This window comes from Chryseobacterium sp. PCH239 (assembly GCF_018924625.1).
GTDB lineage: Bacteria > Bacteroidota > Bacteroidia > Flavobacteriales > Weeksellaceae > Chryseobacterium > Chryseobacterium cucumeris.
The window spans coordinates 1,272,214-1,297,645 of sequence record NZ_CP073027.1; the positions used below are offsets into that span (position 1 = coordinate 1,272,214).

The 25,432-nt window shown below is 36.9% G+C and carries 22 protein-coding genes; 8 read left to right on the forward strand and 14 right to left on the reverse strand.

What is annotated here, in order from left to right; all coding sequences use genetic code 11:
• Positions 1-9: 9 nt before the first annotated feature.
• The 8 genes from KBP46_RS05915 to KBP46_RS05950 all read right to left on the reverse strand — a co-directional run bounded on the left by KBP46_RS05915 (position 10) and on the right by KBP46_RS05950 (position 8,866).
• Positions 10-3,495, reverse strand: coding sequence for a DUF2723 domain-containing protein (locus KBP46_RS05915; protein ID WP_216445455.1), 3,486 nt, complete (start codon positions 3,493-3,495; stop codon positions 10-12).
• A 100-nt stretch (positions 3,496-3,595) separates the two neighbouring features.
• Positions 3,596-4,384, reverse strand: a complete 789-nt coding sequence (locus tag KBP46_RS05920) for an SDR family oxidoreductase (RefSeq protein WP_216444894.1) — start codon at positions 4,382-4,384, stop codon at positions 3,596-3,598.
• Between the two features lie 182 nt (positions 4,385-4,566).
• Positions 4,567-5,379, reverse strand: coding sequence for a hypothetical protein (locus KBP46_RS05925; protein ID WP_216444895.1), 813 nt, complete (start codon positions 5,377-5,379; stop codon positions 4,567-4,569).
• Positions 5,380-5,761: 382 nt separating this feature from the next.
• Positions 5,762-6,151: a RidA family protein gene (locus KBP46_RS05930; RefSeq protein WP_216444896.1), complete on the reverse strand. Its 390-nt coding sequence runs from the start codon at positions 6,149-6,151 to the stop codon at positions 5,762-5,764.
• Between the two features lie 100 nt (positions 6,152-6,251).
• Entirely contained in the window at positions 6,252-6,815 is a 564-nt protein-coding gene (locus tag KBP46_RS05935) for a Crp/Fnr family transcriptional regulator (RefSeq protein WP_062670502.1), read from the reverse strand.
• 71 nt (positions 6,816-6,886) lie between these two features.
• Positions 6,887-7,378: an SMI1/KNR4 family protein gene (locus KBP46_RS05940; protein ID WP_062670504.1), complete on the reverse strand. Its 492-nt coding sequence runs from the start codon at positions 7,376-7,378 to the stop codon at positions 6,887-6,889.
• A gap of 9 nt (positions 7,379-7,387) precedes the next feature.
• The gene (locus KBP46_RS05945) at positions 7,388-7,981 is read right to left on the reverse strand and encodes a TlpA disulfide reductase family protein (protein ID WP_253297220.1); all 594 of its coding nucleotides are present in this window, start codon (positions 7,979-7,981) and stop codon (positions 7,388-7,390) included.
• 165 nt (positions 7,982-8,146) lie between these two features.
• Complete coding sequence (locus tag KBP46_RS05950; RefSeq protein ID WP_216444898.1) at positions 8,147-8,866, reverse strand: DUF6796 family protein; 720 nt, start codon at positions 8,864-8,866, stop codon at positions 8,147-8,149.
• Positions 8,867-9,062: 196 nt separating this feature from the next.
• Here KBP46_RS05950 and KBP46_RS05955 point away from each other — a divergent pair, with 196 nt between their 5' ends.
• From KBP46_RS05955 to KBP46_RS05965, 3 genes are all read left to right on the forward strand, one after another.
• A complete protein-coding gene (locus KBP46_RS05955) occupies positions 9,063-10,046 on the forward strand; it encodes an AraC family transcriptional regulator (protein ID WP_062670507.1) in 984 nt (327 codons plus the stop codon).
• A gap of 321 nt (positions 10,047-10,367) precedes the next feature.
• Positions 10,368-12,698: a TonB-dependent receptor gene (locus tag KBP46_RS05960; RefSeq protein WP_062670509.1), complete on the forward strand. Its 2,331-nt coding sequence runs from the start codon at positions 10,368-10,370 to the stop codon at positions 12,696-12,698.
• A 3-nt stretch (positions 12,699-12,701) separates the two neighbouring features.
• A complete protein-coding gene (locus tag KBP46_RS05965) occupies positions 12,702-13,520 on the forward strand; it encodes a DUF4249 domain-containing protein (RefSeq protein WP_062670511.1) in 819 nt (272 codons plus the stop codon).
• A gap of 51 nt (positions 13,521-13,571) precedes the next feature.
• Here the strand turns inward: KBP46_RS05965 and KBP46_RS05970 are convergent, their stop codons facing one another.
• Positions 13,572-14,297, reverse strand: coding sequence for a YoaK family protein (locus KBP46_RS05970; protein ID WP_062670514.1), 726 nt, complete (start codon positions 14,295-14,297; stop codon positions 13,572-13,574).
• Between the two features lie 395 nt (positions 14,298-14,692).
• On the opposite strand from KBP46_RS05970, the gene KBP46_RS05975 reads away from it, so the two are divergent.
• Both KBP46_RS05975 and KBP46_RS05980 read left to right on the forward strand, forming a co-directional pair.
• Positions 14,693-15,379, forward strand: a complete 687-nt coding sequence (locus KBP46_RS05975) for a Crp/Fnr family transcriptional regulator (protein WP_062670516.1) — start codon at positions 14,693-14,695, stop codon at positions 15,377-15,379.
• 102 nt (positions 15,380-15,481) lie between these two features.
• On the forward strand, positions 15,482-15,877 hold the full coding sequence (locus KBP46_RS05980) for a VOC family protein (RefSeq protein WP_216444899.1): 396 nt from the start codon (positions 15,482-15,484) through the stop codon (positions 15,875-15,877).
• A gap of 74 nt (positions 15,878-15,951) precedes the next feature.
• Here KBP46_RS05980 and KBP46_RS23560 read toward each other — a convergent pair whose 3' ends face one another.
• The 5 genes from KBP46_RS23560 to KBP46_RS06000 all read right to left on the reverse strand — a co-directional run bounded on the left by KBP46_RS23560 (position 15,952) and on the right by KBP46_RS06000 (position 20,266).
• Complete coding sequence (locus KBP46_RS23560) at positions 15,952-16,137, reverse strand: alpha/beta fold hydrolase (RefSeq protein ID WP_367397899.1); 186 nt, start codon at positions 16,135-16,137, stop codon at positions 15,952-15,954.
• Complete coding sequence (locus tag KBP46_RS05985) at positions 16,119-16,898, reverse strand: alpha/beta fold hydrolase (RefSeq protein WP_253297221.1); 780 nt, start codon at positions 16,896-16,898, stop codon at positions 16,119-16,121. The genes KBP46_RS23560 and KBP46_RS05985 overlap by 19 nt, the downstream gene beginning before the upstream one ends.
• Positions 16,899-17,043: 145 nt before the next feature.
• A complete protein-coding gene (locus KBP46_RS05990; protein WP_216444900.1) occupies positions 17,044-17,451 on the reverse strand; it encodes an ACT domain-containing protein in 408 nt (135 codons plus the stop codon).
• 477 nt (positions 17,452-17,928) lie between these two features.
• Positions 17,929-18,582: a response regulator transcription factor gene (locus tag KBP46_RS05995; protein ID WP_062670524.1), complete on the reverse strand. Its 654-nt coding sequence runs from the start codon at positions 18,580-18,582 to the stop codon at positions 17,929-17,931.
• Entirely contained in the window at positions 18,560-20,266 is a 1,707-nt protein-coding gene (locus KBP46_RS06000; protein ID WP_253297222.1) for a sensor histidine kinase KdpD, read from the reverse strand. The genes KBP46_RS05995 and KBP46_RS06000 overlap by 23 nt, the downstream gene beginning before the upstream one ends.
• A 712-nt stretch (positions 20,267-20,978) precedes the next feature.
• Here KBP46_RS06000 and KBP46_RS06005 point away from each other — a divergent pair.
• From KBP46_RS06005 to KBP46_RS06015, 3 genes are all read left to right on the forward strand, one after another.
• Positions 20,979-22,166, forward strand: coding sequence for an FAD-dependent oxidoreductase (locus KBP46_RS06005; RefSeq protein ID WP_216444901.1), 1,188 nt, complete (start codon positions 20,979-20,981; stop codon positions 22,164-22,166).
• A gap of 13 nt (positions 22,167-22,179) precedes the next feature.
• A complete protein-coding gene (locus KBP46_RS06010; RefSeq protein ID WP_216444902.1) occupies positions 22,180-23,952 on the forward strand; it encodes an FAD-dependent oxidoreductase in 1,773 nt (590 codons plus the stop codon).
• A 306-nt stretch (positions 23,953-24,258) separates the two neighbouring features.
• Positions 24,259-25,398, forward strand: coding sequence for a VWA domain-containing protein (locus tag KBP46_RS06015; RefSeq protein WP_062670532.1), 1,140 nt, complete (start codon positions 24,259-24,261; stop codon positions 25,396-25,398).
• Positions 25,399-25,432: the final 34 nt, after the last annotated feature.

Below are 25,432 nucleotides of genomic sequence, written 5' to 3' on the forward strand. Positions count from 1 at the left end.
CACTGATTATTACTGTGTCACTTTCATCATCGCATTGGTAATCTCAATTTCTTTTTTCCTGGAATAGGTGGAATCAAAAGGCTCCATAACATTGAATAAATACTGATAAAAGGGAACGATCTGGCGTATATTTTCAGCTTCTTTCCCTGCTCTTTCTTTGTCCATCTGCTGAAGCCCTTTTATGAAGATATTGAATTTTTTGTCGATAGGCTCCATTGCTTTTAAAAGATACGCATGTGCTTTTTCATTTTGCCCAAGCTTTTTGTAGCCTTCAGTAACAGCAGAAACCACCAATGCATATTCCATCGGCTTGGACCTCATCTGTCTTTTGGCTGCTGCTTTAAATGAAGGAGTAAGACTTTGATAATAATCGTATTCTTCAAATATTCCTTTTTTGAGATTTTCTACCAGCTGAAGCCCCTTCTGCTCCTGCCCTGCAACAATATATCCGGTAACCATGGCGCTCAGTGAACGTGGATCGTTGTATTTTTCAGCAGGAATTTCTTTTGCAGCAAGTTCCAGTAACTCGAGTGCTTTCGCTTTCTGCCCGCTTGCCACAAGTGCAGATACAGCTCTGCTCACCGACATTCTGTAGCCTAAAATATTCGATGTGGCTGTTTCATCATAATAAATACTCAGATCTTTAAAATTTCCCCATCTGAAATTTTTCACCACCTGATAAAGAGATTGGGCATCTACCCTTCCTTTGTCGCCATCAGGCCCCTGAGGCGTATGAATGGGAACCAATCTGTAGCTGAAACCGTCAAACTGCAGATATTCATCCAGATAAAAAATATTTTCACTGTCGTACATCCCGCCTGAAGAGAAACTGATCGGACGTTTCCAATCGAAATTGGCCAGCATATCCAGCATCATCAGATTGCTTTTGTAAAGGGTATTCGCTTCATAATTGATCATGATCTGATCTACAGCATCCGGAAGATCGGACTGATTAATAATTCCTGCTTTTACAGCATTTTCTTTGTTGACGGGAAGGATAAATTTACTGACTGGAATAATATTGTATTTTTCATATTGTTTTTCGCCGAAGTACATTTTCAGCAGTTCATCTTTTTCAGACGATTGTAATTTCAGGAATTTCATAGCATCCTTAAGGGTCATTGAATCCTGAGTCAGATATTTTCTGAATTCCTGGAAAGCCGTTTCCGGCGCTCCCTGTTCTTTCAGCATCTGGAAAAGTCCTTCCCAATCTTCTTTTTTCATCAGATACACCTGATCATTGACACCGTCTCTATATTCTTCATGCGTTAATTCACCCGGAATTCCCATGGCATTGTAGGTTCTTCTCTTCACCTGATCAATATTCCATGGAGTGGCCAAAAGGGTAAAGTTGACTGTTTTCACATCATCCCTGAATCTTTCTGTTTCCTGAATAGCCCACACCGGAAAGGTATCATTATCACCATAAATAAAAATGATATCATCTTTAGGCAATGACCGTAAAAATGAATAGGCATAATCGCGGGCTGCCGTTTTTTTGCTTCTGTCATGGGAAGTATAATTCTGGAATCCCATCATCAAAGGAACCCCTAATAAAATAGTTCCCAGAATAATATTGGCAGCATTGGATTTAATCTTAGACTGAATCAGCCAAAGTATTGCTCCTGCTCCCAGACCAATCCAGACGGCAAAGACATAGAATGAACCTACCATGGCATAGTCTCTTTCCCGCACTTCAAACGGTTTTACTCCGGTATAGAAAACAATTCCCACACTGGTCAGAATAAACAGCGAAAGCATCGCATAAAATCTTCCAAAATCTCTGTTGAGCTGGAAAAAGAAGCCAATCAATCCTAAAACTAGCGGCAAAAAGAAAAACTTTACAGTACTTTCATTTTTAAATTTGGCAGGCATATGATCCTGATCTCCCCATAAAGCATTATCAATAAAAGAAAATCCTGATATCCAATTTCCATTGGTATTTTCCATGTGCCCCTGAAGATCATTTTGTCTTCCTGCAAAGTTCCACATCAGATATCTTACAAAGTAATATCCGTTCTGAAATGATATAAAATAATCCATATTCTGAGTGAAAGACGGACGTTGCACCTTGATAACATCATAAGGCTTCACTTTCAGATAATCTTCGACTGTAATAGAATCTCCTTCATATTTTGCTCTTAATTCTTCAAAAATCCTTTTCGCTTCCGGATTATCTGCAACGTCTTCATTCTCATAATTAAAAGTAAAATCAGGAGCTCCATATAAAGAAATATAGTTTGCCATCACTTCATTATCCTGATTGAACATTCTTGGCATGAAGCTTATATGGGATTTGTTAAACACATAGTTGAAACTCTCCCCCGTTTTTCTGTAGGTCCCGGTTTTTTCATCTTTTTCGTAAATATCTCCGGTAATGTCTCTTTTGTAGCTTCCATCTTCATCTTTTTCCATTCCGTTTTTATCAAGAAAGGCGGTGTAATTCTGTCCGTAAATGGTAGGCCAGTCACCGTATTGCACTCTGTTATAATAATCTCTCATTCCGATGGCGGTATCCGGATCATTAAGATTCATAGGAGGATTAGCATTGGCTCTTATCGGAATCACCAGCCAGCATGAAAACCCGATGATCATATAGACCAGAGATAAAACAACAGTCTGATAGAGCTTTCTTTTTGTTTTCTTCGCATATTTAATCAGAAGATAACTGATGATGATCATGAGAACAAACGCCACCATGGTCCCCGAATGGAAAGGAAGTCCCAGCCCGTTCACGAAGAAGATTTCAAGATTTCCAAACATCGTCATGATCAAAGGAAAAATCATCTTGAATACGAAGGCAAGAATTCCAAGTGTAACCAAATTGGCCACTATAAAACTCTTCCACGAAAAAGTATAATTTCTGGCATAATACACCAGGCATATGGCGGGAATGGCCAGCATACACATCATATGCACTCCTACAGAAAGCCCTATAATGAAGAAAATAAGAATGATCCATCTCTCGCTGTCTACGGCTTTATATTCATTTTCCCATTTGGTAATGAGCCAGACCATCAAAGCAATAAACATGGAAGCCATTGCATACACTTCTCCTTCCACTGCTGAAAACCAGAATGTATCTGAAAACGTAAAGCATAAAGCACCAATCACTCCTGCAAACAGAATTGATATTTCCTCATGTTTTGTCATTTCTTCAACATCTTTATGTAAAAGCCGTCTTAAAAAATGGGTAATTGTCCAGAACAGAAAGAGGATCGTAAATGCACTGAATAAAGCCGACATAGCATTGATTACAATAGAATAATGTTCTGCATTCCCTAATGCAAAAATACTGGCTACCGCTCCCATAATCTGGAATAAAGCCGCTCCCGGCGCATGGGTTACCTCCAGTTTCACAGCTGAAGAGATATATTCTCCGCAATCCCAAAAACTAAGGGAATGTTCTATCGTTGAAAGATAAGTAATAAGCGCAATAGCGAAAAGAAACCATCCCAGTACGGTGTTCCATTTTTTAAAAGACCAGTTTTTCATATCATATTTTCCAATATTGATATGACAACTCAAGAAAAAGGTTTATTACATTTACCTTATTTATTTGGAATAATTTATTAATTTCTTAAATGGTAAAAGTTTAATAGGTATTATTCAATCCTCCATCCAAAGGAATACTTGTTCCGGTAAGATAATTTGAATATTCCGAAGCCAGAAAAGCCACGAGATGTCCATATTCCTCAGGTTGTCCGAATCTTTTCATCGGAATCTTATTTTCCCTCGCCTTTTTTATTTCTTCTTCAGAATTGCCGCTTTGCTGCGCTTCGTGAGCAACGAGTTTCTGAATTCTTTCAGTATCGAAGTATCCTGTTAAGACATTATTTACCGTGATATTATGCTGTGCAATTTCGTTGGAAAGCGTTTTGGCCCACGCAATCACTGCAGAACGGATAGAATTGGACAAGGCCAGATTTCCAATCGGTTCTTTTACTGAAAGAGATGAAACATTAATGATACGCCCTTTCTTCTGTTGGATCATATGAGGTAAAGCCAGCAATGTTGTTTCACAAACAGTTTTAAAAAGAAGATCAAATGCTTTCTGATAATCCTCTGTATTTTTATCCACTGCCAACCCCGGTTCCGGACCATTGGTATTATTCACCAGAATATCTATCGAATGATCATTAAAAAATCCTTCTATAATTTTCTTATAACTTTCAAAATCTGAAAAATCTGCTACCAGGTATCCATGTTTCTGATCAGGATTGATGACTGGCAGTGCAGCAACGAAATCTTTAAGTTTTGCTTTATTGCGGGCCATAACAGTAACATTGGCTCCACATTTTGCCAGTTCTATGGCGATTCCTGCTCCTATTCCCTGGGTTGCTCCTCCCACTAAAGCGTTTTTTGAAAAAAGTTGAATATTCATCTTTGCAATGAGTATTGATTATCTGTATAAATATAAGCAATCTTTATTTTTAATGATCATTTAATGCACAGCAGGCGCTATTTTATACAACAGTAAACACCAGGGTAAGCCGGTGTTTCAGTATTTGTGTTATTAGAATTTTTGCTAAAAGAATAATGCCTGATATGGGAACTTTAAAGAAATTAATCTCCGATACGGAAAACAAGTAATTGGGTAGAAGTTGCAGCCAGACTCATTCCTGCTCCTCCACAGTTACCGGATTGGCCTCTTCCAAGAGTTATCGTCCATGTTCTGTTGGCTGGAACAGTGGTAGCATAGGTTATGGTACCTCCGTGATTAGAAAGGGCTCCTTCTGAGTGTGAAGCCGTACTGTGAATTCGAGTAGAACCTGTGTTAAGAGGGAAATCTATAAAATATGAGCTGATAGTACATCCTGTTGCATTATGAGTTGCTTCATACACTAAAGTCATCTGATAAGTTCCTGCAGGAAATGTAATAGTACTTGTTCCTGCGTTATAGCTCATACCGGGAATGGTATTTTTAACCACAGACATAGGGACCACCTGTGATCCGCCTGCACCTTGTGCCTGCAAGAAATTGGTCTGTGCTGTTTCCAGCCTGAAAACTGCAGGATTTGGAATAGATAAAGCGCCTAATGTACCGATACTTTTAACAACACCAGTCGCATCCACTACCAACAGAGGATCTGTAGTGGTATTTCCTGCAGAAAGCCCCTGTACTCGCAACGGATCGGTTCCATTGATATGAAGCTTATTCGTTGGAACCGTAGTCCCGATTCCCATGTTTCCAGCGGCAGTAACAGCTACATCATTGGCCTGTTGTGCCGCCGAAGGTGTTCCTGTAGCAGGATTATCTTTGGCTGCATCAATATTGAAAACACCCTGTGGATTGGAAGTCTGAATACCTACCTGCGCACTTATAAAAATATAATTTCCTGTTAGAAGAAATAAAGAATAGATAAGTTTACGTTTCATAATAAATAATTTTTGATCAACATTAAAATGATTTTAAAAACAAAAAGCTAAAATTATTGTGATAAAATTAAAGATTCAACCTAAATAATCACTTATATTAAAACAAATATAATAAATTTCACACAAAAGAGAACTAGGCTTATAAAAATAATTGTTAATTTTTCAATAAACTCAATTTCAATTATCAGCATTCCATTCACAGATTATATAATAAGCATAGTTATTTAGAAACTTTTATTTATATTCATAAGATTGTTATTCTTATATAAACCCTGTACTTTTTGAAAAAATCAGATTTATCAATCTTTCAGATAATATTTTTAAACAATATAAAAAACCTTCTTAATATATAAGAAGGTTTCTTTTAATTTTAAACGATAATCTATTTGACCACGGTTGCTTCCAGTTCCACTTTTAAAGTTTCAAACAAACCTTTCACTTCAAGCATTGTTACGGCCTGCTGAATTTTATGTCTGCCAATCCATTCCTGAAGAATAGGAAAATGAGGCCAGAGTTCTTCCGTAGAAGTAGTATAAATATTTAATCTTACAATACCGCTGCATTTATACCCTGCTATAGTAATCACTTCTTCAAGGTTGGCAATAGCCTGTTCCAGCTGCGATTTCATATCCTTATTACTGGATGTTCCATCGGGGGCAATAGCTGCCTGTCCCGAGCAATATAAAGTACTTTGCACATTTTTTACCTCTACCGCCTGTGAATAGCTTCTTTCATTCTGCCATTTCCAAGGATTAACCGTTCTTTTTTCCATTGTCTTGAATTTGTTATTTGTTACTGTACAAAATTGCAGAACAAATACAGCAAATTCCTGTGATACGGATCACGATTATAGTGTGAGTTTGATCACAGCGTTACAGAGGCAGACGGCTTAAAGTTTCTCTGGACACCCCTAAATAAGCAGCCAAAAGAGATTTGGGAACACGCTGAACAAGAGAAGGATATTTTTTCAAAAGCTGCTCATAGCGTTCTTTTATTCCTGTTGTCATCATAGAAATGGTACGCTGTTGGGCCGTAATAAATCCCATATATGCTTTTTCAAGGAAGAAATGCTCCAGCTTTGGAAGTTGAGCGCAAAGTTTTCTGTAATCGTCCAGCTTAATACACAGTACTTCCGTATCTTCAATACATTCCAGAGACATTGTTGCTGCCGTTTGCTGATAATAAGCGGGAAAATCTGTTTCCCACCAGTCTTCCATGGCAAATCCAACAATATGTTCTTTTCCGGTTTCGTCAGAATAAACCAGCTTCAGCAAGCCTTTCAGGACAAAATAATTATAGGGAACCGTTTCCCCTTCCTGTACCAGAAACTGATGTTTCTTATATTTTTTATAAGTAAAGCAGGATGATATGAATTCAAATTCATCATCATTAAGAGGAATTATTTTTTCAATATGGGTTCTTAGCTGATGCAGCATATTCTATTTCTTATGGTAAAAGTATTCTTTTTTCACTTAGACATTTACATTCATTGCTGATAAAATCAGCGTTACAATGTAAACGGATACATATCACTTAATGTGGGATGAATAGTATTCAGGGCTTTATAAAACTCTTGCCGAACCGGCTCAGTGATATGGTCATATTGATCAAAACAGTCATCCAGCTGACGGATAATGAATGCCATTTGCAGCCATTCTTCAAAATTAATATGCATCGGCTTCAGCTTCCCTTCATCATCATGATCATAGAAAAAAACCTTCTGATCCCTGTCCAGAAACCATCGGTCACCTTGTCCGTTGCCAGCAAAACACCAGTACTCCGGCAAGTTAAATTCTTTATTTTCATTGACTGCATCCACTGAATTGTACAGAATGGTTTCAGAAGATATTTCTGTTGTTTTTATTTGAGTAACCAGCGTTTTATAGTTTTCAGAGAAAGGAAAATCTATAACCTTTGGAAAGTTCTGCACGGCGCTTTTTTCTTTAAGGATTTCATTTTCTATTGCTGTAAGAGTTGGCAGGATAAAAGGAATCATCATTATTAAAAATTATGGATTTTCTTTCAAAAGCTCATCAATCTGTTTATAAAATGAATCTTTACTGTAGTCTGCCAATCCTTTATGATGCAGGCGGATTTCTCCTTTTTTATCCAGTATAACAGTGGTTGGTAAAGATCCGCTATACAATACATCAGGGATATTTCCGGCCGGCGTAAGAAAAGGAACCGTAAAGCCTTTTTCTTTTAAATAAGATTTTCCAGGAGCAGGAGTATCATCCAGATTTACTGTAAGAAATACCATATCCGGATTGTTTTTGTACTGATCATACAGTTTCTGAACAGACGGAAACTCAGCACGGCACGGAGGACACCAGGAGGCCCAGAAATTAATGAAGACTACTTTATTCTGTAACGCAGACCCGTCGATAATTGTTCCATCTTCATTTTTCAGCATCAGCCCGGCATAGGAAACTTTGGCTGCATTATTCCGGGTTTCTTTTGGTTCTGATATGCTGGAATTGAGAATTCCTGTGGAAGCCACCTGTCTCATCAGCCATGCCTTTGCATCTTTATTCACCAAAATGATAATAAACAATACCGTAAGTACTGCTGTAGAGCCATTTTTCCTTAACCAGATCTTCATATTTTCCATATTCTCCCGCTTAATTCCCAGCCAATATAGGATTAATATTTTGATCAACATTCCTAAAAAGATAGTTTTTAATGTAAAAAAGCCTTTAAATTCTAAGATTTAAAGGCTTTCCTCTCCATTTATTTCAAGTTAAGATCATGGTCATATTTTTTATAGCTAAATCCTGTTCAGCAATTTCTTTCTGAAAAAGAAAAGCAGTGAACTGAAAAATGTCAGATAGGCAATATTGAATATGGCACCTCCTACCCATCCTGAAAAAGGAAGCGGTAAAAGATTTTTTATAGGAATGATAAACAAAGTAAGGGCAAATGGTGTCAGCAGAGCCATCCACCCCGGCAACAGGGTTTTATTGAAAAGAATACAAACAGCAAAGGAAATCCATCCCACTGCCAGTACACCAATGGCTGTTCCCCAGGCAATGTTCAGCATTTTCATAAAACCTCTTCCCGTCTCCAGAAGATAAGGGTGAGAGACAGAGTCTGTTTGATAAACTGCTTTATAAATCTCCCCCACATAGAAAAATCCGGCATGTCCTAAAGGTGATAAAACTGCCCCTGCCAGTAGGATCCAATACACAAAGACTGCATACCATTTTTGAGTGTCTTTGAAAAACTGATATACCAGCCAAGTGGCAGGAAGCAGTAAAGGCCCCGTAAGAGCACCAATCAAAGCACCAAACATCAATCTCGGAGTGGAACCTTCCAGCATTAAAGTTGCAAATTCTACATTTACCTGATCTGCATAGGTCTTTGAAAACAAAGGATAGTCTGATGGATCCGGATCAAATCCGGCAACGTAAATGTCACCAATAATCCAACATATTGACACTGCTATTGCTGCAGCAAAAGACCAGTTTATTTTACCTGAATATTTCATAATTTTTAATAATTAATTTTATATAAGATGTACATCGTTTCATTATTTCTTTCTTTTATTTAAAAGCAATTTAATTATTAAGAATGATTCTAAATAATTATTACCTTTGTGCAAACTTACTCTAAACATTCAACAGAAAGGGTCTGTAAAACGGAATAAAAAGTCCGTAAAAAGGAAATTCAAACAACAAAAGGAAATGACAGTACGGCTATATGATGAAAACTTTGGAAACATGCTTATGGAGCGGGACTATCCTTCCTCTTATTTCTTAGATGATGGAGGCATCCAGGAATGCATTACCCAGCTTACTCCTCCTTATGGAAATGGTTTTTATCACGAAATAAGCTTTACCCATGTCCATATCAGTTTTGGGAATATTGTATTGAATAAACCGCTTCAATTGTACCTTGAGAGTGATTTTGATTCGGTAGAAATGCATTTTACCCTGAAAGGAAAAAGCAAAGCCATTTCGGGTAACTTCCAAAAAACAATAGTGTTTGATAACTACCAGCACAATATTATTTATGCCCATCATATGGAAGGCAGGATGGAATTCGAAGGTCCGGAAATGTATGTATTCGAAATCAACCTTGCTCCTGAATTCTTTAAAAAATTTCTGCCTGAACATTCAGTACTGTTTGAAATATTCAAAAATTCGATTGACAAGCAGAATTCATCTCTCATTCAGACTGAGCATAGCCGCATTACCCATGAAATGTATCAGATTCTGAACGATATTATTCTTTGCAACAGAAAAGGGACTTTCAAACGAATTTATCTTGAAGCTAAAGTAAATGAACTTCTTCTGTTGCAGCTTGAACAGTTTGTTGACAGTAAATCCTCATCTTCTTCCCTTCAGAAAAAAGATATAGAGAAAATGTACGCTGTGAGGGATTATATTGTAAAGAACCTGAATACAGATAGTTCCCTGAATGATCTTGCCCATCTGGTAGGAACCAACGAATTTACTTTAAAGAAAGGATTCAAAGAGCTCTTCGGGACTACCGTTTTCGGATTCTGGAATGATCTCAAAATGGAGCAGGCTAAAAAAATGCTTCTCGACAGCGATCTGAATATCAGTGAAATTTCTGATCGTATCGGCTATAAAAATCCGAGACATTTTTCATCAGCATTTAAACGAAAATTCAATATCCTACCAAGCCAGATCAGAAGCAGATAGCATCGTGCAGTCTTATAAAAGCTTATTTGTATTTTTTAAATTCCGGGTAATAATAAAAATTAAATAACGGTCGTTAATAATTTGTTTTTCAATAAATTCTACAAAAAACAATAATAAATTAATATACAATGCATAATACTGCTTTTTATCTGACAGTCCTCTTTTATCCTTGCCATTATCATTTCCGGAAGTCTGCTTTTCCCATGGATTTATTTCATAATTAATTTGTTACCTGTAACAAATCCCCTATTTATCCAACTCATTGAACATCATCAAAACATTAACTCATAGACAAGAGATCTACTACTTTAAAATAAACTAATGCAAACATCCTTTTTAAAAATCACTGCAGCCACCGCTGCGCTCTGTTTCAGTACCCTGGCAATAGCCCAGCAAACGTATTCCGTAAGTGGAACCGTGAAAGACAAAAAAAACGGTGAATTGCTCATCGGAGTTTCTGTAAAAGTAAGTGAAGATCCTACCATCAATGTTGTAGCCAATGAGTATGGATTTTACTCACTTTCCTTACCTGAAGGAAATTATACCCTGATTATTTCCTACCCTGGATATCAGGATTTTGAACAGCAGATCAAAGTAGATCAGAATATAAAAGTTGATCTTCCCCTCCTTCCTGCAGAAACTGCAGCAAAAGCAATTGATGAGGTGGTGATAACCGGCATTAAAAAGGATAAAAACTTGACTTCGGCTCAAATGGGAGCAGAAACATTAAGCATTAAAAATATAGAAAAACTTCCTGTTCTGTTTGGAGAAAAGGATGTAATGAAAACCATACAGCTTTTACCCGGCATTAAAAGCAACGGTGAAGGAAGCAGTGGATTCAGTGTACGTGGTGGTGCTACCGACCAGAACCTGATTTTACTGGATGAAGCTCCGGTTTATAATGCCTCTCACCTTCTTGGATTTTTTAGTACATTCAACAGTGATGCTCTGAAAGATGCCAGCATCATTAAAGGAAACAGCCCCGCACAATACGGAGGCCGCCTTTCTTCTGTATTAGATGTTAAAATGAAAGACGGAAACAACAAAGATTATAACATCAATGGAGGAATCGGACTTATCAGCAGCAGATTGAGTGTGGAAGGTCCCATTCAAAAAGAAAAGTCTTCATTCATTGTTTCAGGGAGAAGAACGTATGCGGATTTGTTTCTTAAAACCAATAAAGATTATAAAGACAACAAATTATATTTTTATGATCTGAATCTTAAAGCGAATTATCAGATCAATGAAAACAACCGTATTTACCTGTCCGGATATTTTGGAAGAGATGTTCTGGGATTGGGAGATACTTTCAATACCGACTGGGGAAATACTACGGCAACTTTGAGATGGAACAGCATTATCAGCAGTAAACTATTCTCCAATACGTCATTCATCTACAGTAATTATGATTATAAAATCAGTCTGAAAAATGATGATACCGTATTTGATTTAAATTCAAAAATCCGTGACTGGAATCTTAAGCAGGACTTTACCTGGTTTGCAGGAAACAAACATTCTGTACGTTTTGGTCTGCAGTCTATTTATCATACCCTTACTCCGAGCAGTGCTTCCGGCACTACAGTGAGCAGCTTTGCAAGAAATCCGAGATATTCATGGGAAAATGCCGTTTATATTAATGATGATTATAAAGCAACGGAAAAGCTAACGATTAATTATGGAGCAAGGCTCTCCATGTTCAGCATATTGGGAGGTGATACATTCAATACGTATGAGAATGGTGTGCTCACCGACAGTAAATTCTTAGAAAAAGGAAAATTCGGAAAAACCTATGTGAATATTGAGCCACGTATTAGCGCCAACTACCGCATCAATGAATTTAGTAGTGTAAAAGGAGGTTATTCCAGAAATACCCAGAATCTTCACCTCTTAAGCAACAGCAACAGTGGAAACCCTACCGACCAGTGGATAGGAAGCAGTTACACGGTAAAACCGGAAATTGCAGATCAGATCAGCCTTGGTTACAGCAGAAATTTCAACAACAATAATTATGAACTGAACGCTGAAATCTACTATAAAGACATGAAAAACCAAATCGACTTCAAAAATGGAGCTCAAATTGGTTTTGACACTGGAGCGGATGTAGAAAGTGAACTGCTATTCGGAAAAGGAAGAGCTTACGGTCTCGAACTTATTGCCAAAAAGAAAAGCGGAAAACTGACAGGATGGATTTCCTATACCCTTTCCAAAACAGAAAGAAAGATTAACGGAATCAATAATAACGAATGGTACAATGCCAGAATGGATAAAACCCATGACCTTTCTATCGTTGCGACCTATCAGCTTAATCCAAAGTGGAGTTTTTCGGGACTTTTCGTATATAGCACAGGAAATGCGGTTACCTTCCCTACCGGAAAATATGAACTCAACGGACAAACCATATTCCAGTATAGTAACAGAAATGCAGACAGAATGCCGGCCTATCACAGAATGGATCTGAGTGCGACTTATGAACCAAGTTCCAATAAACGATTCCGTGGTTCATGGACATTCGGTATTTACAACCTATATGGTAGAGAAAATGCCTACACCATCAACTTTGAAGACAATCCTGACCGTCCCGGAACAACCCGTGCGATGCAGACTTCTTTATTCCGTTGGGTACCCAACATCACTTATAATTTCAAATTCTAAATCATGAAAAACACATTATATATCATAGTATCTCTTCTTGCATTAACTTCTTGTGAAAAAGAGATCGACCTGGACCTGAATGATCAAAGCGGAAACATTGTCATTGAAGGAAATGTAACCAATCAATCAGGACCTTACACAGTGAAAATCACCAAGTCAGTAAGCTTTTCATCACCTAATCAATATCCGGCTGTCACTGGCGCTCAGGTTATTTTAAGTGATAATACAGGTCAAACAGAAACCCTTCATTATGTAGGAAACGGAGTCTATCAAACGACTACTTTTGCCGGAGAACCTGGTAGAACCTATACTTTGAAAGTAGAGTCCGAAGGAAAGCAGTATAGCGCTCAGAGCAAAATGCCTGAAGTGGTCAATTTCGATGGATTACAGCAGAGTTCTTTCAAATTTGGAGATAAAACCACGTATACCCTCTTACCATTATTTACAGATCCATTACCATTAGGAAACCGCTACCTTTTTAGCTTTACCATCAATGATCTTACTAAAAAGTACATGAATACTTTTTCAGATAATGTGAATAACGGATTACCCAATCAACAGCCTCTGATTCTTCCTAATGACGATAATAAAGGCAGAGATCATGAAGTGGTAGTAGGAGATAAAATTCATGTAGAGATGCAATCTATAGATAACAACGTATTTACGTATTACAGTGCTTTACTTCAGATTTCAGGCGGCAATGGCGGAACTGCAACTCCAACCAATCCTCCAAGTAATATCAGTAATGGAGCATTGGGATATTTTTCAGCCCATACTACAGATACACAAACTTTTGTTATCGAGCAGATGACCACTCCATAAATTTAAAAAAGGATATTCCAATGATGGGAATATCCTTTTTTATTCTCTGTTCTATCTTAATCTCCTTTTTAAAGCATAATATCTGTACAGAAGCTTATCATACCGGATCACACAAAACAGAAATCCTGCTGTAACCATCAATGTTTTGAGACCGATCATGCTATACCCAAAACCGCCAATAATGCATCCTGAAAAAAAGAAGGCGATAATCACCAGTTTAAGAGTGATGTTCTTTGTAAGCTGTTTCTTTTCATTTTCCCGTTCTTTAAAGAAAAGTTTTGAAAGTTCTATTCCCAGATCAGTAAATAATCCCGTAAGATGAGTCGTTCTCACCACAGACTGAGATACTCTTGTTACTAATGAATTCTGAACTCCCATTGCAAAAAGCAAAAGACCGGCAATGGTATAAGGAGATATTGATAGTTTCAGTAGCCCATCATCTGATAGTCCTACAAAACCTAATATCAGAATTTCAGTAATCAAAGGAATAAGATGCGGGCGAAACATGCTACGTCCGGAAGAAAATTCAACCATAAAGCTTGAACAGAATGCTCCTCCCAGAAAGCACATAATAAAGACAAGATAAGTAAGAGCTTCACTATAATGACTGAGTAGAATTTCTTCGGAAAAGAAGGCAAAGTGCCCCGTTATGTTGGTGGTAAGTATTTTAACAGATAATACTCCCACAATATTCACTATTCCGGCAACAAAAGAAAGTGCTGATGCCAGCTTAAGATTATGAAAATAGGTTCTGTTTCTCCCTCTGTGCCTGAACATTTTAAATTTCTATAAGGGTTGTATATTGTGTTTTTTTAAAATTTTACTCAAAAAACAGCTGGATAAAATAAATAAGCAAAAAAAAATAAATTAGAAATGTCAGCATAAAGCCGTGAAAAACATATCCGCTTAACTATTTATCCAGTGTTCTTTATAGAATTACGGAATCCCCTTTAACGTAAAATTCTACTTTTTCCGTAACAAATAACAGATCAGTCTATGACATGAAAATGCCTTTAAAACCTCTCTGAAATGTTCTGTTTCTTATTTCAGTACCAATTTTATTACTTTTGTAAAAGTAATTCGTTCAGAAAAAAAACCATGTGATATAGATGGGTTTAAAATGTGATTTAAGTTAAAAACTGAGCGTAAATTCAACAGCCGTATAAAAAATTATGATCTCAAAATTTATTTTCAATAATCAGTATCTTTTTGATGAACTCCCCGAGTATGACAAAAATCTGCTTACAGGAGCAATGAAAACCAAAAACTACCGTAAAAATGAGCCCATATTTACGGACGGGACAAAACCTAACGGCGTTTACTACCTGAATGAGGGTAAAATAAAGAAATACAAGGTTGATAATGACGGAAGGGAACAGATTATTTACATTTACAGTTCCGGAGAATTTTTCGGCTATTCTGCGATCCTGAGCAACGAATCTTATGGAGATACGACCTCAACACTGGAGAATTCAGTTATTTCTTTTATTTCGAAAGACAGCTTTCTGGATATTCTAAGCCAATCATCAGTACTTTCAAGGTTGTTACTGAAATCTTTGAGTCATGAATTCAGTGTGATGGCCAACCTTATTGCTGTTTTATCTCATCGTACCGTAAGAGAAAGAGCCGCTCTCAGCCTGCTGATTCTTCATGATAAATATAAATCAAGTGATGCTCCTGATGAAGAAGTATTTATTACGCTTTCTCGTGTGGATCTTGCCAATATGGTAGGAACGGCCAGAGAAACTTTAGCGCGTATCATCAATGATTTCAAACAGGAAAAACTCATCAGATCCGAAGGACGGAAAATACAGATCATCAACGTTAAACAGTTAATTCATATTGCTAATTTTTATTAGTAAAATTATTCAAATTAGAAATCGTTTATTTCTACTGACAGTCTGTTGTCATAAATACCTGTTACCTTTGCTTATAATTAGTTTAAACAAATAAGTATCCTTATGAAACTTACCTCATTAAGAATGATCAGCAAAGACATTAAAGCAACAGTAGCATTTTATGAACAGATCTTGGGTATAACTGCCACATGGTATACGGAAGATTTTGCAGAACTTTCTACAGATTCTATTACGATCGCTGTCGGAAGTATACGAACAATGAAAATGTTCTCGGAAGGTCTTACCGATTTTGCAGGAACAAAATCAACCATCATTGAGTTTTTGGTTAAAAATGTTGACGAAGAATATGAAAGAATCAAAAGTATAGCTTCCGAAATTATTCAAGAGCCCACAACAATGCCCTGGGGAAACAGATCTCTCCTGTTCTGTGATCCGGATGGCAATATGATTAACTTTTTTACTCCAGTGAGTGAAGAGGCTATGAAGAAATTCAGTTAATTTTTTATCCATCAACATAAAACTCGCTGAGGACTTCAGCGAGTTTTTCATGAATATATTGATATTATTTTAATTTATTCTCCAAGGAATTCAATGGCTTTTCCAACAAATGCATCATGATATTGATAGAAAGAAGCGTGTCCTGAATCCGGGAAAATTACCAGTTCTGCATGGTCTAAATGCTGAGCCATATTTTTCGCATTCTGAACAGATACCGGAAGGTCGTTTTCACCATGAACAATCAGTACCGGATTTTTGATTTTTGTATTTCTGTAAGGGCATCAGGATTAGGTTGAGCCCAACTCAATACAGCGGTAAACTGCGAGTTTGAAGTTGCATCACTTAAAGAAAGATCCCTATCCGTAGTACGAAGCTGAACCCTTGCGAAAGATGCTTTTCCTTCTGCAATACTTTGAGCAGATTCTGTAAAACCGAATTTCAGAAATGAAGCTTCCGGGCTTAATCCGGCTGTTCCTGCAATAATATTGGGAAGATTAGATAACCCGATTGCTCCCTGTGGGCCTGTACCTGTTAAAATCACTTTATTGATCAGTGAAGGGTTAGTCAGTACTATTCTCTGTGCAATAAATCCACCCATTGAAAATCCCATGATATTCACTTTGGTATAATGTAGAGCTTTAATAAAATCTACAGCATCATCGGCCATTGCCTGAACCGTATTGGGCGTTGTTCCTTTTGAAGAAGCGACACCTTTATTGTCAAAGACAATTACCTTATACTTCTTGGCCAGTCCATCAGTGACTGCAGGATCCCAGTCATCCATTGAACCTCCCAATCCCGGAAGAAGAACCAGAGGAACTCCGTCTTCTTTTCCTAAAACACGGTAGGCAATGGCATTTCCTTTAACAGTTATGAATTGGGTTTTGGCAGTTTGGTGGCTGTTATTTTGTATCTCCTGTGTCGTGGGAGGCTCATTTTCTTCAGTGCAGGATACGGTCACTACCGTAAAAAGAGTTAAACATAATAAGCTTACGGCTGAGATTTTTCTGATTGTTTTCATTGTCGTTTATTTTTGTATGATTATGGTGCAAACATAAAACACAAAAACAGGAAGAACACTTATAAGCTTTATCAACAGGACATTTTAGCCGCCCAATTAGACATTTTACAAGGTGAAAATAAAAAGTAAAAACTCAAAACAATGTTTAAAGTTCCTGAGCTGATCTCAATGCATCAAGGGCATCCATTGCTTTTTCAGCGTCTTTTACTGCTACAAAAATATGATCATGAAAATAAGCTGCCACTACGTTACAACTAATATTCTCCTTTCTCAAAGCATTGGCAAAAGCTGCAGTAAGTCCTACCGCTTCCAGAGAAGAGTGAATATTCAAGGTAATCCATGAAGAAATATAATTATATTTTAAAGTCCAATCATCAGCAATACTTTTTTCCAAAACAATGGTAACAGCTTCATTTTCCCGGAAAAAAAACAGGGTCTTTTCTATATCCGGTATTTGGTCTAAAGTTTCAACAGTACAAAATACATATTCTCCTCTATTCAATACTGGTTCCATATTCTGAATCAGTACCGCTAAGTCTTTTTCTCCTGACATCTTTTTTTGATGCAAAACTAAAGCATCGATGGCAGCATTTGTTTATCATTTGATAAAAAACGCAAAAAGGAGGCTGTATGCCTCCTTTTTGTGTTTGTAATGTAACCTATCACTGAACCTCACTATATGTGTTTGTGTTTTTTTTGATCATTTGGCTTTTTTAAGAAGTCCGGTTAAGGTTATTCATACACTTCTAATTTCATCAGTGTTTATTAATTTTTCATCATTTGTGTTTCTATAACTACAGTTTTATTATTTGTATAGTTATAATCATTTGTTGTTTTTGTGTTTGAAACTTCAGAAGTTAAAAAGCATTTCTCAGTTGCTTTTTCATTACTTAAATTTCATAGTACAAAGGAACAACATTCTCAAATAAAATTCCCTATAAACCCCATCGATACATATCGATGGACTTATAGATATTTATCGATGAAATATAATATCCTGACTCATTGAAGTGGTGATTATCCTGAAACACTATAGTTTATGATGGGTTTTGACAAGCTCTACCAGCTCAACTATATTTTCGATCTTTAGTTTTTCAAAAATATTCTTTTTGATTGTGCTTACTGTATTTTGTTTGATATTCAGACTGTTTGAAATTTCCAGGTTTCCATACCCTTCAGCATAAAGTTCTGCAATCTCCATTTCTCTTTTGGTTAAAATGTTGAGTGGACTTATCAGATCCGGGTTGTAAACAAACTGTACCAATAGATTTCGTAAAAGAGCAGAGAAATATTCTCCCTTCTCGATAAAGGCCGTGATCGCTTCCCTTACCTCTTCCTCTTCACTCAGTTTACTCAGATAACCATCAGCACCGGCTTTGATGAATTTAAGACCATGCAACTCTTCTTCAAGTCCTGTAAAAATCAAAATTTTAATATCAGGATTTACACTTTTCATCTGAGGTAAAATATGAAGACTGTTTCCGTCCGGGAAATGGGCATCAATGATAGCCATCTCTATTCCTTTTGATTCTATGAGCTCCAAGACCTGATGTAGGGATGAAGTCTGATACACTTTAGCGTTAGGAACAATATCACTGATCACAATTTCCATTCCCTGACGTACAATACTGTGGTCGTCTGCCAGAAGGAATATAATCTCTTTATTTTGAATTGGTGTTTCCATTATTATTACTATTTAAATTGATCCTGAATGTCACTTTAGTTCCTTTATGCAATTTGCTTTCCACAGATATATCGCCATCGAAAAGTTCTACAATTTCTTTTACCAGATTAAGGCCAAGTCCCGCTCCCAGATTATCCACTTCATCAGAAACCATTCCCTGATAATAAGGATCAAAAATTTTACCGAGATCAGCTTCTGATATTCCTACTCCGGTATCTGCTACTGTTGTGATCAGGGTAATTTTATTGTCTCCAAGGGATTCTGTAGCCAATACAAGATCAATCTGTCCGTTTTCTGTAAACTTGTTGGCATTTCCCAGAATATTCATAAAAATCTGATTGATTCTGATATTATCCGAATACACTACTAGATTTTCAGGGATTCTGTCTGTGACCGCAAACCTGTTGTTTCTCGTTTCCAGATAAGGAGTAATGACCTTTACAATAGAACTGATCTCATCTTTAAGGTTAAAAACAGATTTTATAAGTTCTTTTTCTGCATTTTCATTTTTAGTGTATTCCAGAATCTGGTTAGATTGCAGAAGCAAAGTGCTGTTGGTAAACTTGATAGATTTAAGATAATCCTTTATCGTCTCATCTTCAGTAGATCTGTGAATTTTATCTATGAAAATATTGATGATTTTCAAAGGAGATCTCAAGTCATGACTTAACATTCCCAAAATCCTGTTTTTGAAATTAAGGTTCTTTTTAATTTCCTTATTGGCTGCATCCAGTTTTTGTTCATAAACAAAAGCCATTCTTGTAAAATACATGATCAGAATAGAAACAATAAACATCAGAATCATCAGTCCCAATACGAGATAAGTCCTTATCTTGTTATTATTCGAGCTCTGTTCGTTGTATTCTCTTTCCAGTTCAGATTTAAAATCTTTGATAGCATTTTCGTATACTTCTATTAAGTTATTACTGTACACCAACAGTTTACTGAAATTGCTGTAAAACTGTAAGTTATTTTTCTGACTAATGGCTGCAAGGAGCTGAACCTTCTTTACTTCAGCTGCATAATGCTTGTCTATAGATTTTATCGTATTGTCCATTTTGGATTTTACCTGAGAAAGATCTATAGTTTTATTATTGGTCATCGTAATCACCGTACTCTCCTTCTGAACATCTACTTTCCCTGTTACCGCATCTTTTAAACGCCCGAAAAAGCCTTTCTTTTTAACCGTATCCGCATACGTACGGGTTTGAATCTTGAAATCTTCAAAATCATTTTTATACTTGGCAGGCTCATACTGCTTATCCTCAATTTTTGCCGGTGGATTCAGAGAAGTCTGGTACACTGAATCTATCAATGTCTTCAATTTTGCAGTCTTTAAGGTATCCTTGCTACGAAGCGCCAGATTTTTTTTCAGTCTCGGACTTGTATTTTCATATTCACCAATTTTATCAAAATTAGTCTTAAGCTTTCTCAATGACTGGAAATAGAGCTGCAGATCATTATTATCCTGAGTCGCCATATATTTTTGAAGATGATCCTGTGCATCCATGAAATCTTTCCTGGAATTATCAGTCAATCCTCCCAATGCACGGCTTTCCTCAAGCTGATCTTTAATAAACTTCAGCTTCTTCCCATTGACAAATTCATTGTAGAAAAATGTGGCAATAATGACCTGTATCAGTAAAATACAAAGGATCAAAGAGTAATGAACAAGTTTTCTCAATTTAAAATTTAAGAATTTATTTTTCATATTTGTTTATCAGTTAAATTAATTTCCTGATGACATAAGTCCATTAGATATTAGCCTTTAACAATATAGCATTATTTTCAATAATTTCATAATATGCATATATCATTCAATTGGCAAAGTTAAAGTAATTTTTGTCTTCTTATAATAATGAATATTTGATTAAACTCACAGAATTTATTTTTTTTTACTATTAAAATGCTTTGTAAACATTCAGTTTTATGTATGTAAATCTATTTTTTTAGATCAATTGCAAAAAGTTGAGGCTCAGTAAAATATTATTTTTCTGTTCATTTTATTACAAATAGTAAACAATAAGTCAAAAAAATGAGCATATAACTCATAGACCACTTATTCCATATCCACCTTGTAATTATTGAAACAGCCTTCTGGATATGGATTTCCTGGCATTCCGTATTTCTACTCAATACCACATTTGGTAATTAACACTCTAAGAAGATATATGCTCTTCTTTGTTACTTTGAAAGGCTTATTAACCGTGACACTATTCAATGGAAAACCAGAATATTCACATGTACCGGAAGATTGGTCTCAACACTTAAACTATCGTAGTAAATAAGATTCAGAGAGTATTAAAAATTAGTAATGAGGGTTCATTCCTTCATATGGATGTCTTTAGTTTTCTGTATTTCTTCTTACGATTATAAAACATAAAACAAAATAACCTATGATTACAGAAAACTACGACGTAATCGTCATTGGCGGAGGAGCAATAGGACTGGCTACAGCTTATCATCTCGGTCAGCGTCAGGCTAAGACTTTAGTACTGGAACAATATACTTTTGTGAATCAATTAGGCAGCTCTGCAGGAGTATCACGCCAGTTCCGGATTCCTTATCCGGATGAATATATGGTACAAATGGCTTTAGAGGCACAGCCTTATTGGGATGAATTACAGAAAAAGACAGACGCCCAATTGCTGGATAAAGTTGGAACACTTTGGTTTGGAGACCCTGAAGTACACTCCACTGAAGGAAATATTGCGGAGGCAGAAAAAGCATTACAGGCTTTAGGAGTTCCTTATACGACTTTAACATCAAAGGAAATTGAAGAGCAGTATCATTTCAAAAATTTACCGGATAATTATACAGGCCTGTTCCAACCTGATGGTGCCAGCATCAATTTTAAAGCAACTATTGAAACACTTTTAGCTCTTTGTCAGAAGGAAGAAACCGTAGAACTCAGAGAAGATTCTCCGGTGCTTGAAATTAAACAAAACGGTGATCTTTTTGAGCTTACTACACCCAACGGAATTTATATCGCTAAAAAACTGGCCATCATTCCCGGACCTTATATCAACAGTGTGATCAATCTGCTTGATTTTAAAATAGAAGCCACTTACTGGAATATGTCTTCTGCTTATTTTAAAAAGACCGACCCTACGATACAATATCCAACATGGTTTGTATTTCAGAATGCAAGCGGAGAAAACGGCAATCAATTCTACGGCTTTCCTTCCGTGGAATGGGATTATCCCGAATACATTCGTGTAGCACCGGATTTTGTAATCAAACCTTTGGAAGAACCGAGTGACAGAACACTAATTCCCAACCCTCAGGAACTGGCTTATACTTCAGAATGGATTAAGAATCATATGAGCGGACTCAGCATCGTTCCGGAATATACTTCAACATGCCTTATCGCTTTGAGTACAATTCCTAATAAAGAACTACTGATTGATTTCGCTCCGTCTTATGTTCCCAACCATAAAAACATTGTGGTGTACGCTACCGGATGGGCAGCCAAATTCACTCCTTTCTTAGGAAAAATCATGTCGGATCTTGCCTTGGATGGACATACAGATTTCGATATTACCCCCTTCCGATTAGGATATAAATATTTTTTAGCCCTTTAAAAATTATAAAACCATGAATCAAGAAAACGTCAACAAAAATACACCGCTGTATCCAGGAATGCAGCGCGATCTGAAAGTAGAAGTAGCCATTATCGGTGCCGGAACTTCCGGATTATATACTGCCTTTCGCTTGGTAGCAGACCAAAAATACAAAGGTCATGAAGTCCAGATCTTCGATATGAGTGACAAATTAGGAGGAAGACTGGAATCTGTCATGATGCCGGGAATGAATTTCTGGGGTGAACTTGGAGGAATGCGTTATCTGACTTCTCAGGAAATTGTAACAACTCTGATTGAAGGTTACCCATTGAAAGAAACAGATCTGAGCAAAAGAACCCCTGTTCTGAAAGATAAAATGACTCCTATTCCTTTCCATATGGGAGACCCTGACAAACTGTTGATGTACATCAGAAAAGAGCGTTTCAAACAGAATGCATGGACAGAAGAACAGAAACAAGGCAATAAACTGATTACACGCTACTATCTGAATGAAAATGATGAAGGTTTCAGCTCTGATCAGTTATTCAACAAAATTATATATAATGTTTTAATGGCAGACCCATGGGTAGCTGCAACCTATAAAGATCTGATTATTGCTGATCCTAATGGTTATGATTACACTTTCAAACTGACCAGCCGAGACTGGGATGCTATAAAACCAAGAATGGTTTACAATTTCCCGGGTTCTCCTTATGACAAACGCCTGGTAAACGATATCGGTTTCTGGAACTTAATCAAAGACCAGGTTTCTCAGGAAGGATATGAGTTCTTAGCAAATGCCGGAGGATATTATTCCAATACCATCAACTGGAATTCTGCAGAAGCGTTTCCGTATATGGTAGGAGATTTCTCTGCTGATACTACCTACAAAACCATTGAGGAAGGCTATGACAGTATTGCCTATGCAGTAGCCAACACTTATATGGAATATGAAGGAGCACGCATCTGGTCTGAAAACAAGCTGATTACTTTCACCAAAGATCATCATTTGACCGCTACCCATAAATACGAATTAACTTTCCTGAATATACAAAGCAACGAAACATGGAAAGTGTATGCCAATTCAATCGTATTGGGTATGCCAAGAAAATCACTTGAACTTCTGGATCAGAATAACTTCTTTTTTGATGCCAACAGACACCAGAAACTGAACGAAAATATCCGTTCCATCATCATGGAGCCTGCATTTAAAATCCTTATGGGTTTTGAAGGTCCGTGGTGGAGAGATCTGGGGATTGATTCCGGGCATTCTATTACAGACTTACCTATGAGACAATGTTATTATTTCGGTACCGATACTGAAACTAAAAACTCAATGTTATTGGGAAGCTATGGTGATATGGAAACAGAAACATTCTGGAAAGCACTTTCTGATGACAAAGTGCTGTTTAAAGTAAGAGCTGCAAGATCTGCCTCATTGGAAGAATTGCATAAGTTTGACGATGTTCAGGCTACAGAATTCATGGTGAATGAATTGATAAATCAGCTGAAAGAATTACACGGAGTAGATATTCCTCAACCGTATGTAACCTATTTCAGAGACTGGACAGATGATCCTTACGGTGCTGGATATCATGCATGGAAAGCAGGTTTCTCCGTAAAAGATGTGATGCCTTATATGAGAAAACCGTTGATGGATGAACAGATTCATATTATCGGGGAAGCGTATTCTGATCAGCAAGGCTGGGTGGAAGGTGCTTTCTGTGAAGCAGAAAAAATGCTTCAGACTCATTTTAAATTAGACTGGCCCTACTGGTTAGATCCTGAATATTATTTAGGATGGTAACCATGTATTAATAGTAAGATGATGTGTAATAAGCTCCGGAATAATCCGGAGCTTTATTATTTCCATTTTGACAGTAACTCACTACCGCAGTTAATTTTATACTCTTTTTAAGCTCTATCAAACAACAAGCTGTTATATTCTTATTCCATATCACCATCATTAGTATTTTCTATTTTTCTACGGAAATCTTGCGATGATATTTTCATAACTTTTCAGTTTGAAACGAAATAAAGAATACTTCAGACAATTCATTACATTTTCTGAAATATTCAAAAGCAAATAACTGCAAAACCTCTTTATCATCTTATGACAGATAAAAATTTTAATCCAGGAAAAGGATTTATATTCAGTAAACATGTGCCGGAGGAATTATCACATTTTGACCGCATCTTTGATGTTTTCAAAGATTTGCTTACCCACACCTCCGGAGATATTGAAGAAGCTTTCGAGTGGCTGGACATGCTTGATCAGGAATATGATATTTTCAGTGATGAATACACCCTTCAGGATTTTGAAGAAGATCTGAAAAAACGAGGCTACATTAGGGAAGAAGATCCTGAAGAAGGCAACACAGGAAGTGGAAAAGGTAAAAATATATTAACTCCGAAACTTGAAGCCGCTCTTCGTGAATATGCATTGGATCAGATTTTTGGAAAACTGAAGAAAAACGGAGCCGGAAATCACAGGACCAACAAAACAGGAATCGGGGATGAAAGAGATGGCGAAAACCGTTCCTTCCAATACGGAGATGATCTTGCCGCCGTGAATATGACGGAAAGTTTAAAAAATGCACAGATCAACAACGGAATCTCAGACCTTCGCCTGACAGAAGAAGACCTCATCGTAGAGGAAACAAAACACAAGGCACAAATGAGTACCGTCCTGATGATCGACATCAGCCACTCTATGATTTTATATGGTGAGGACCGAATTACACCAGCCAAAAAAGTAGCTATGGCACTCGTGGAATTGATCAAGCGTAAATATCCGAAAGATTCCATTGATATTATTGTTTTTGGTAACGAAGCCTGGCCCATTAAAATCAAAGACCTTCCCTATCTGAAGGTAGGCCCTTATCATACCAATACCGTAGCCGGACTTGAGCTGGCCATGGATATTCTCCGCAGAAAAAGAAATACCAACAAACAGATTTTTATGATCACCGATGGGAAACCTAGTTGTATTCAGCTTCCTAGTGGTGAATTTTATATGAACAGCTTTGGTCTGGATGAAAAAATTGTAAACCAATGTTTCAACAGAGCAGCGCAGGCAAGAAAACTGAAAATTCCTATTACCACCTTCATGATTGCTCAGGATCCTTATCTGCGTCAGTTTGTGGAGGAATTCACAGCTCAAAACAAAGGAAAAGCATTCCTCACCGGGCTATCAGGCTTAGGACAGATGATTTTTGAAGATTACGAGAAAAACAGAATAAGAAGAATATAAAGATCAGATTTAAATGATTTAAAATAAAAACCTG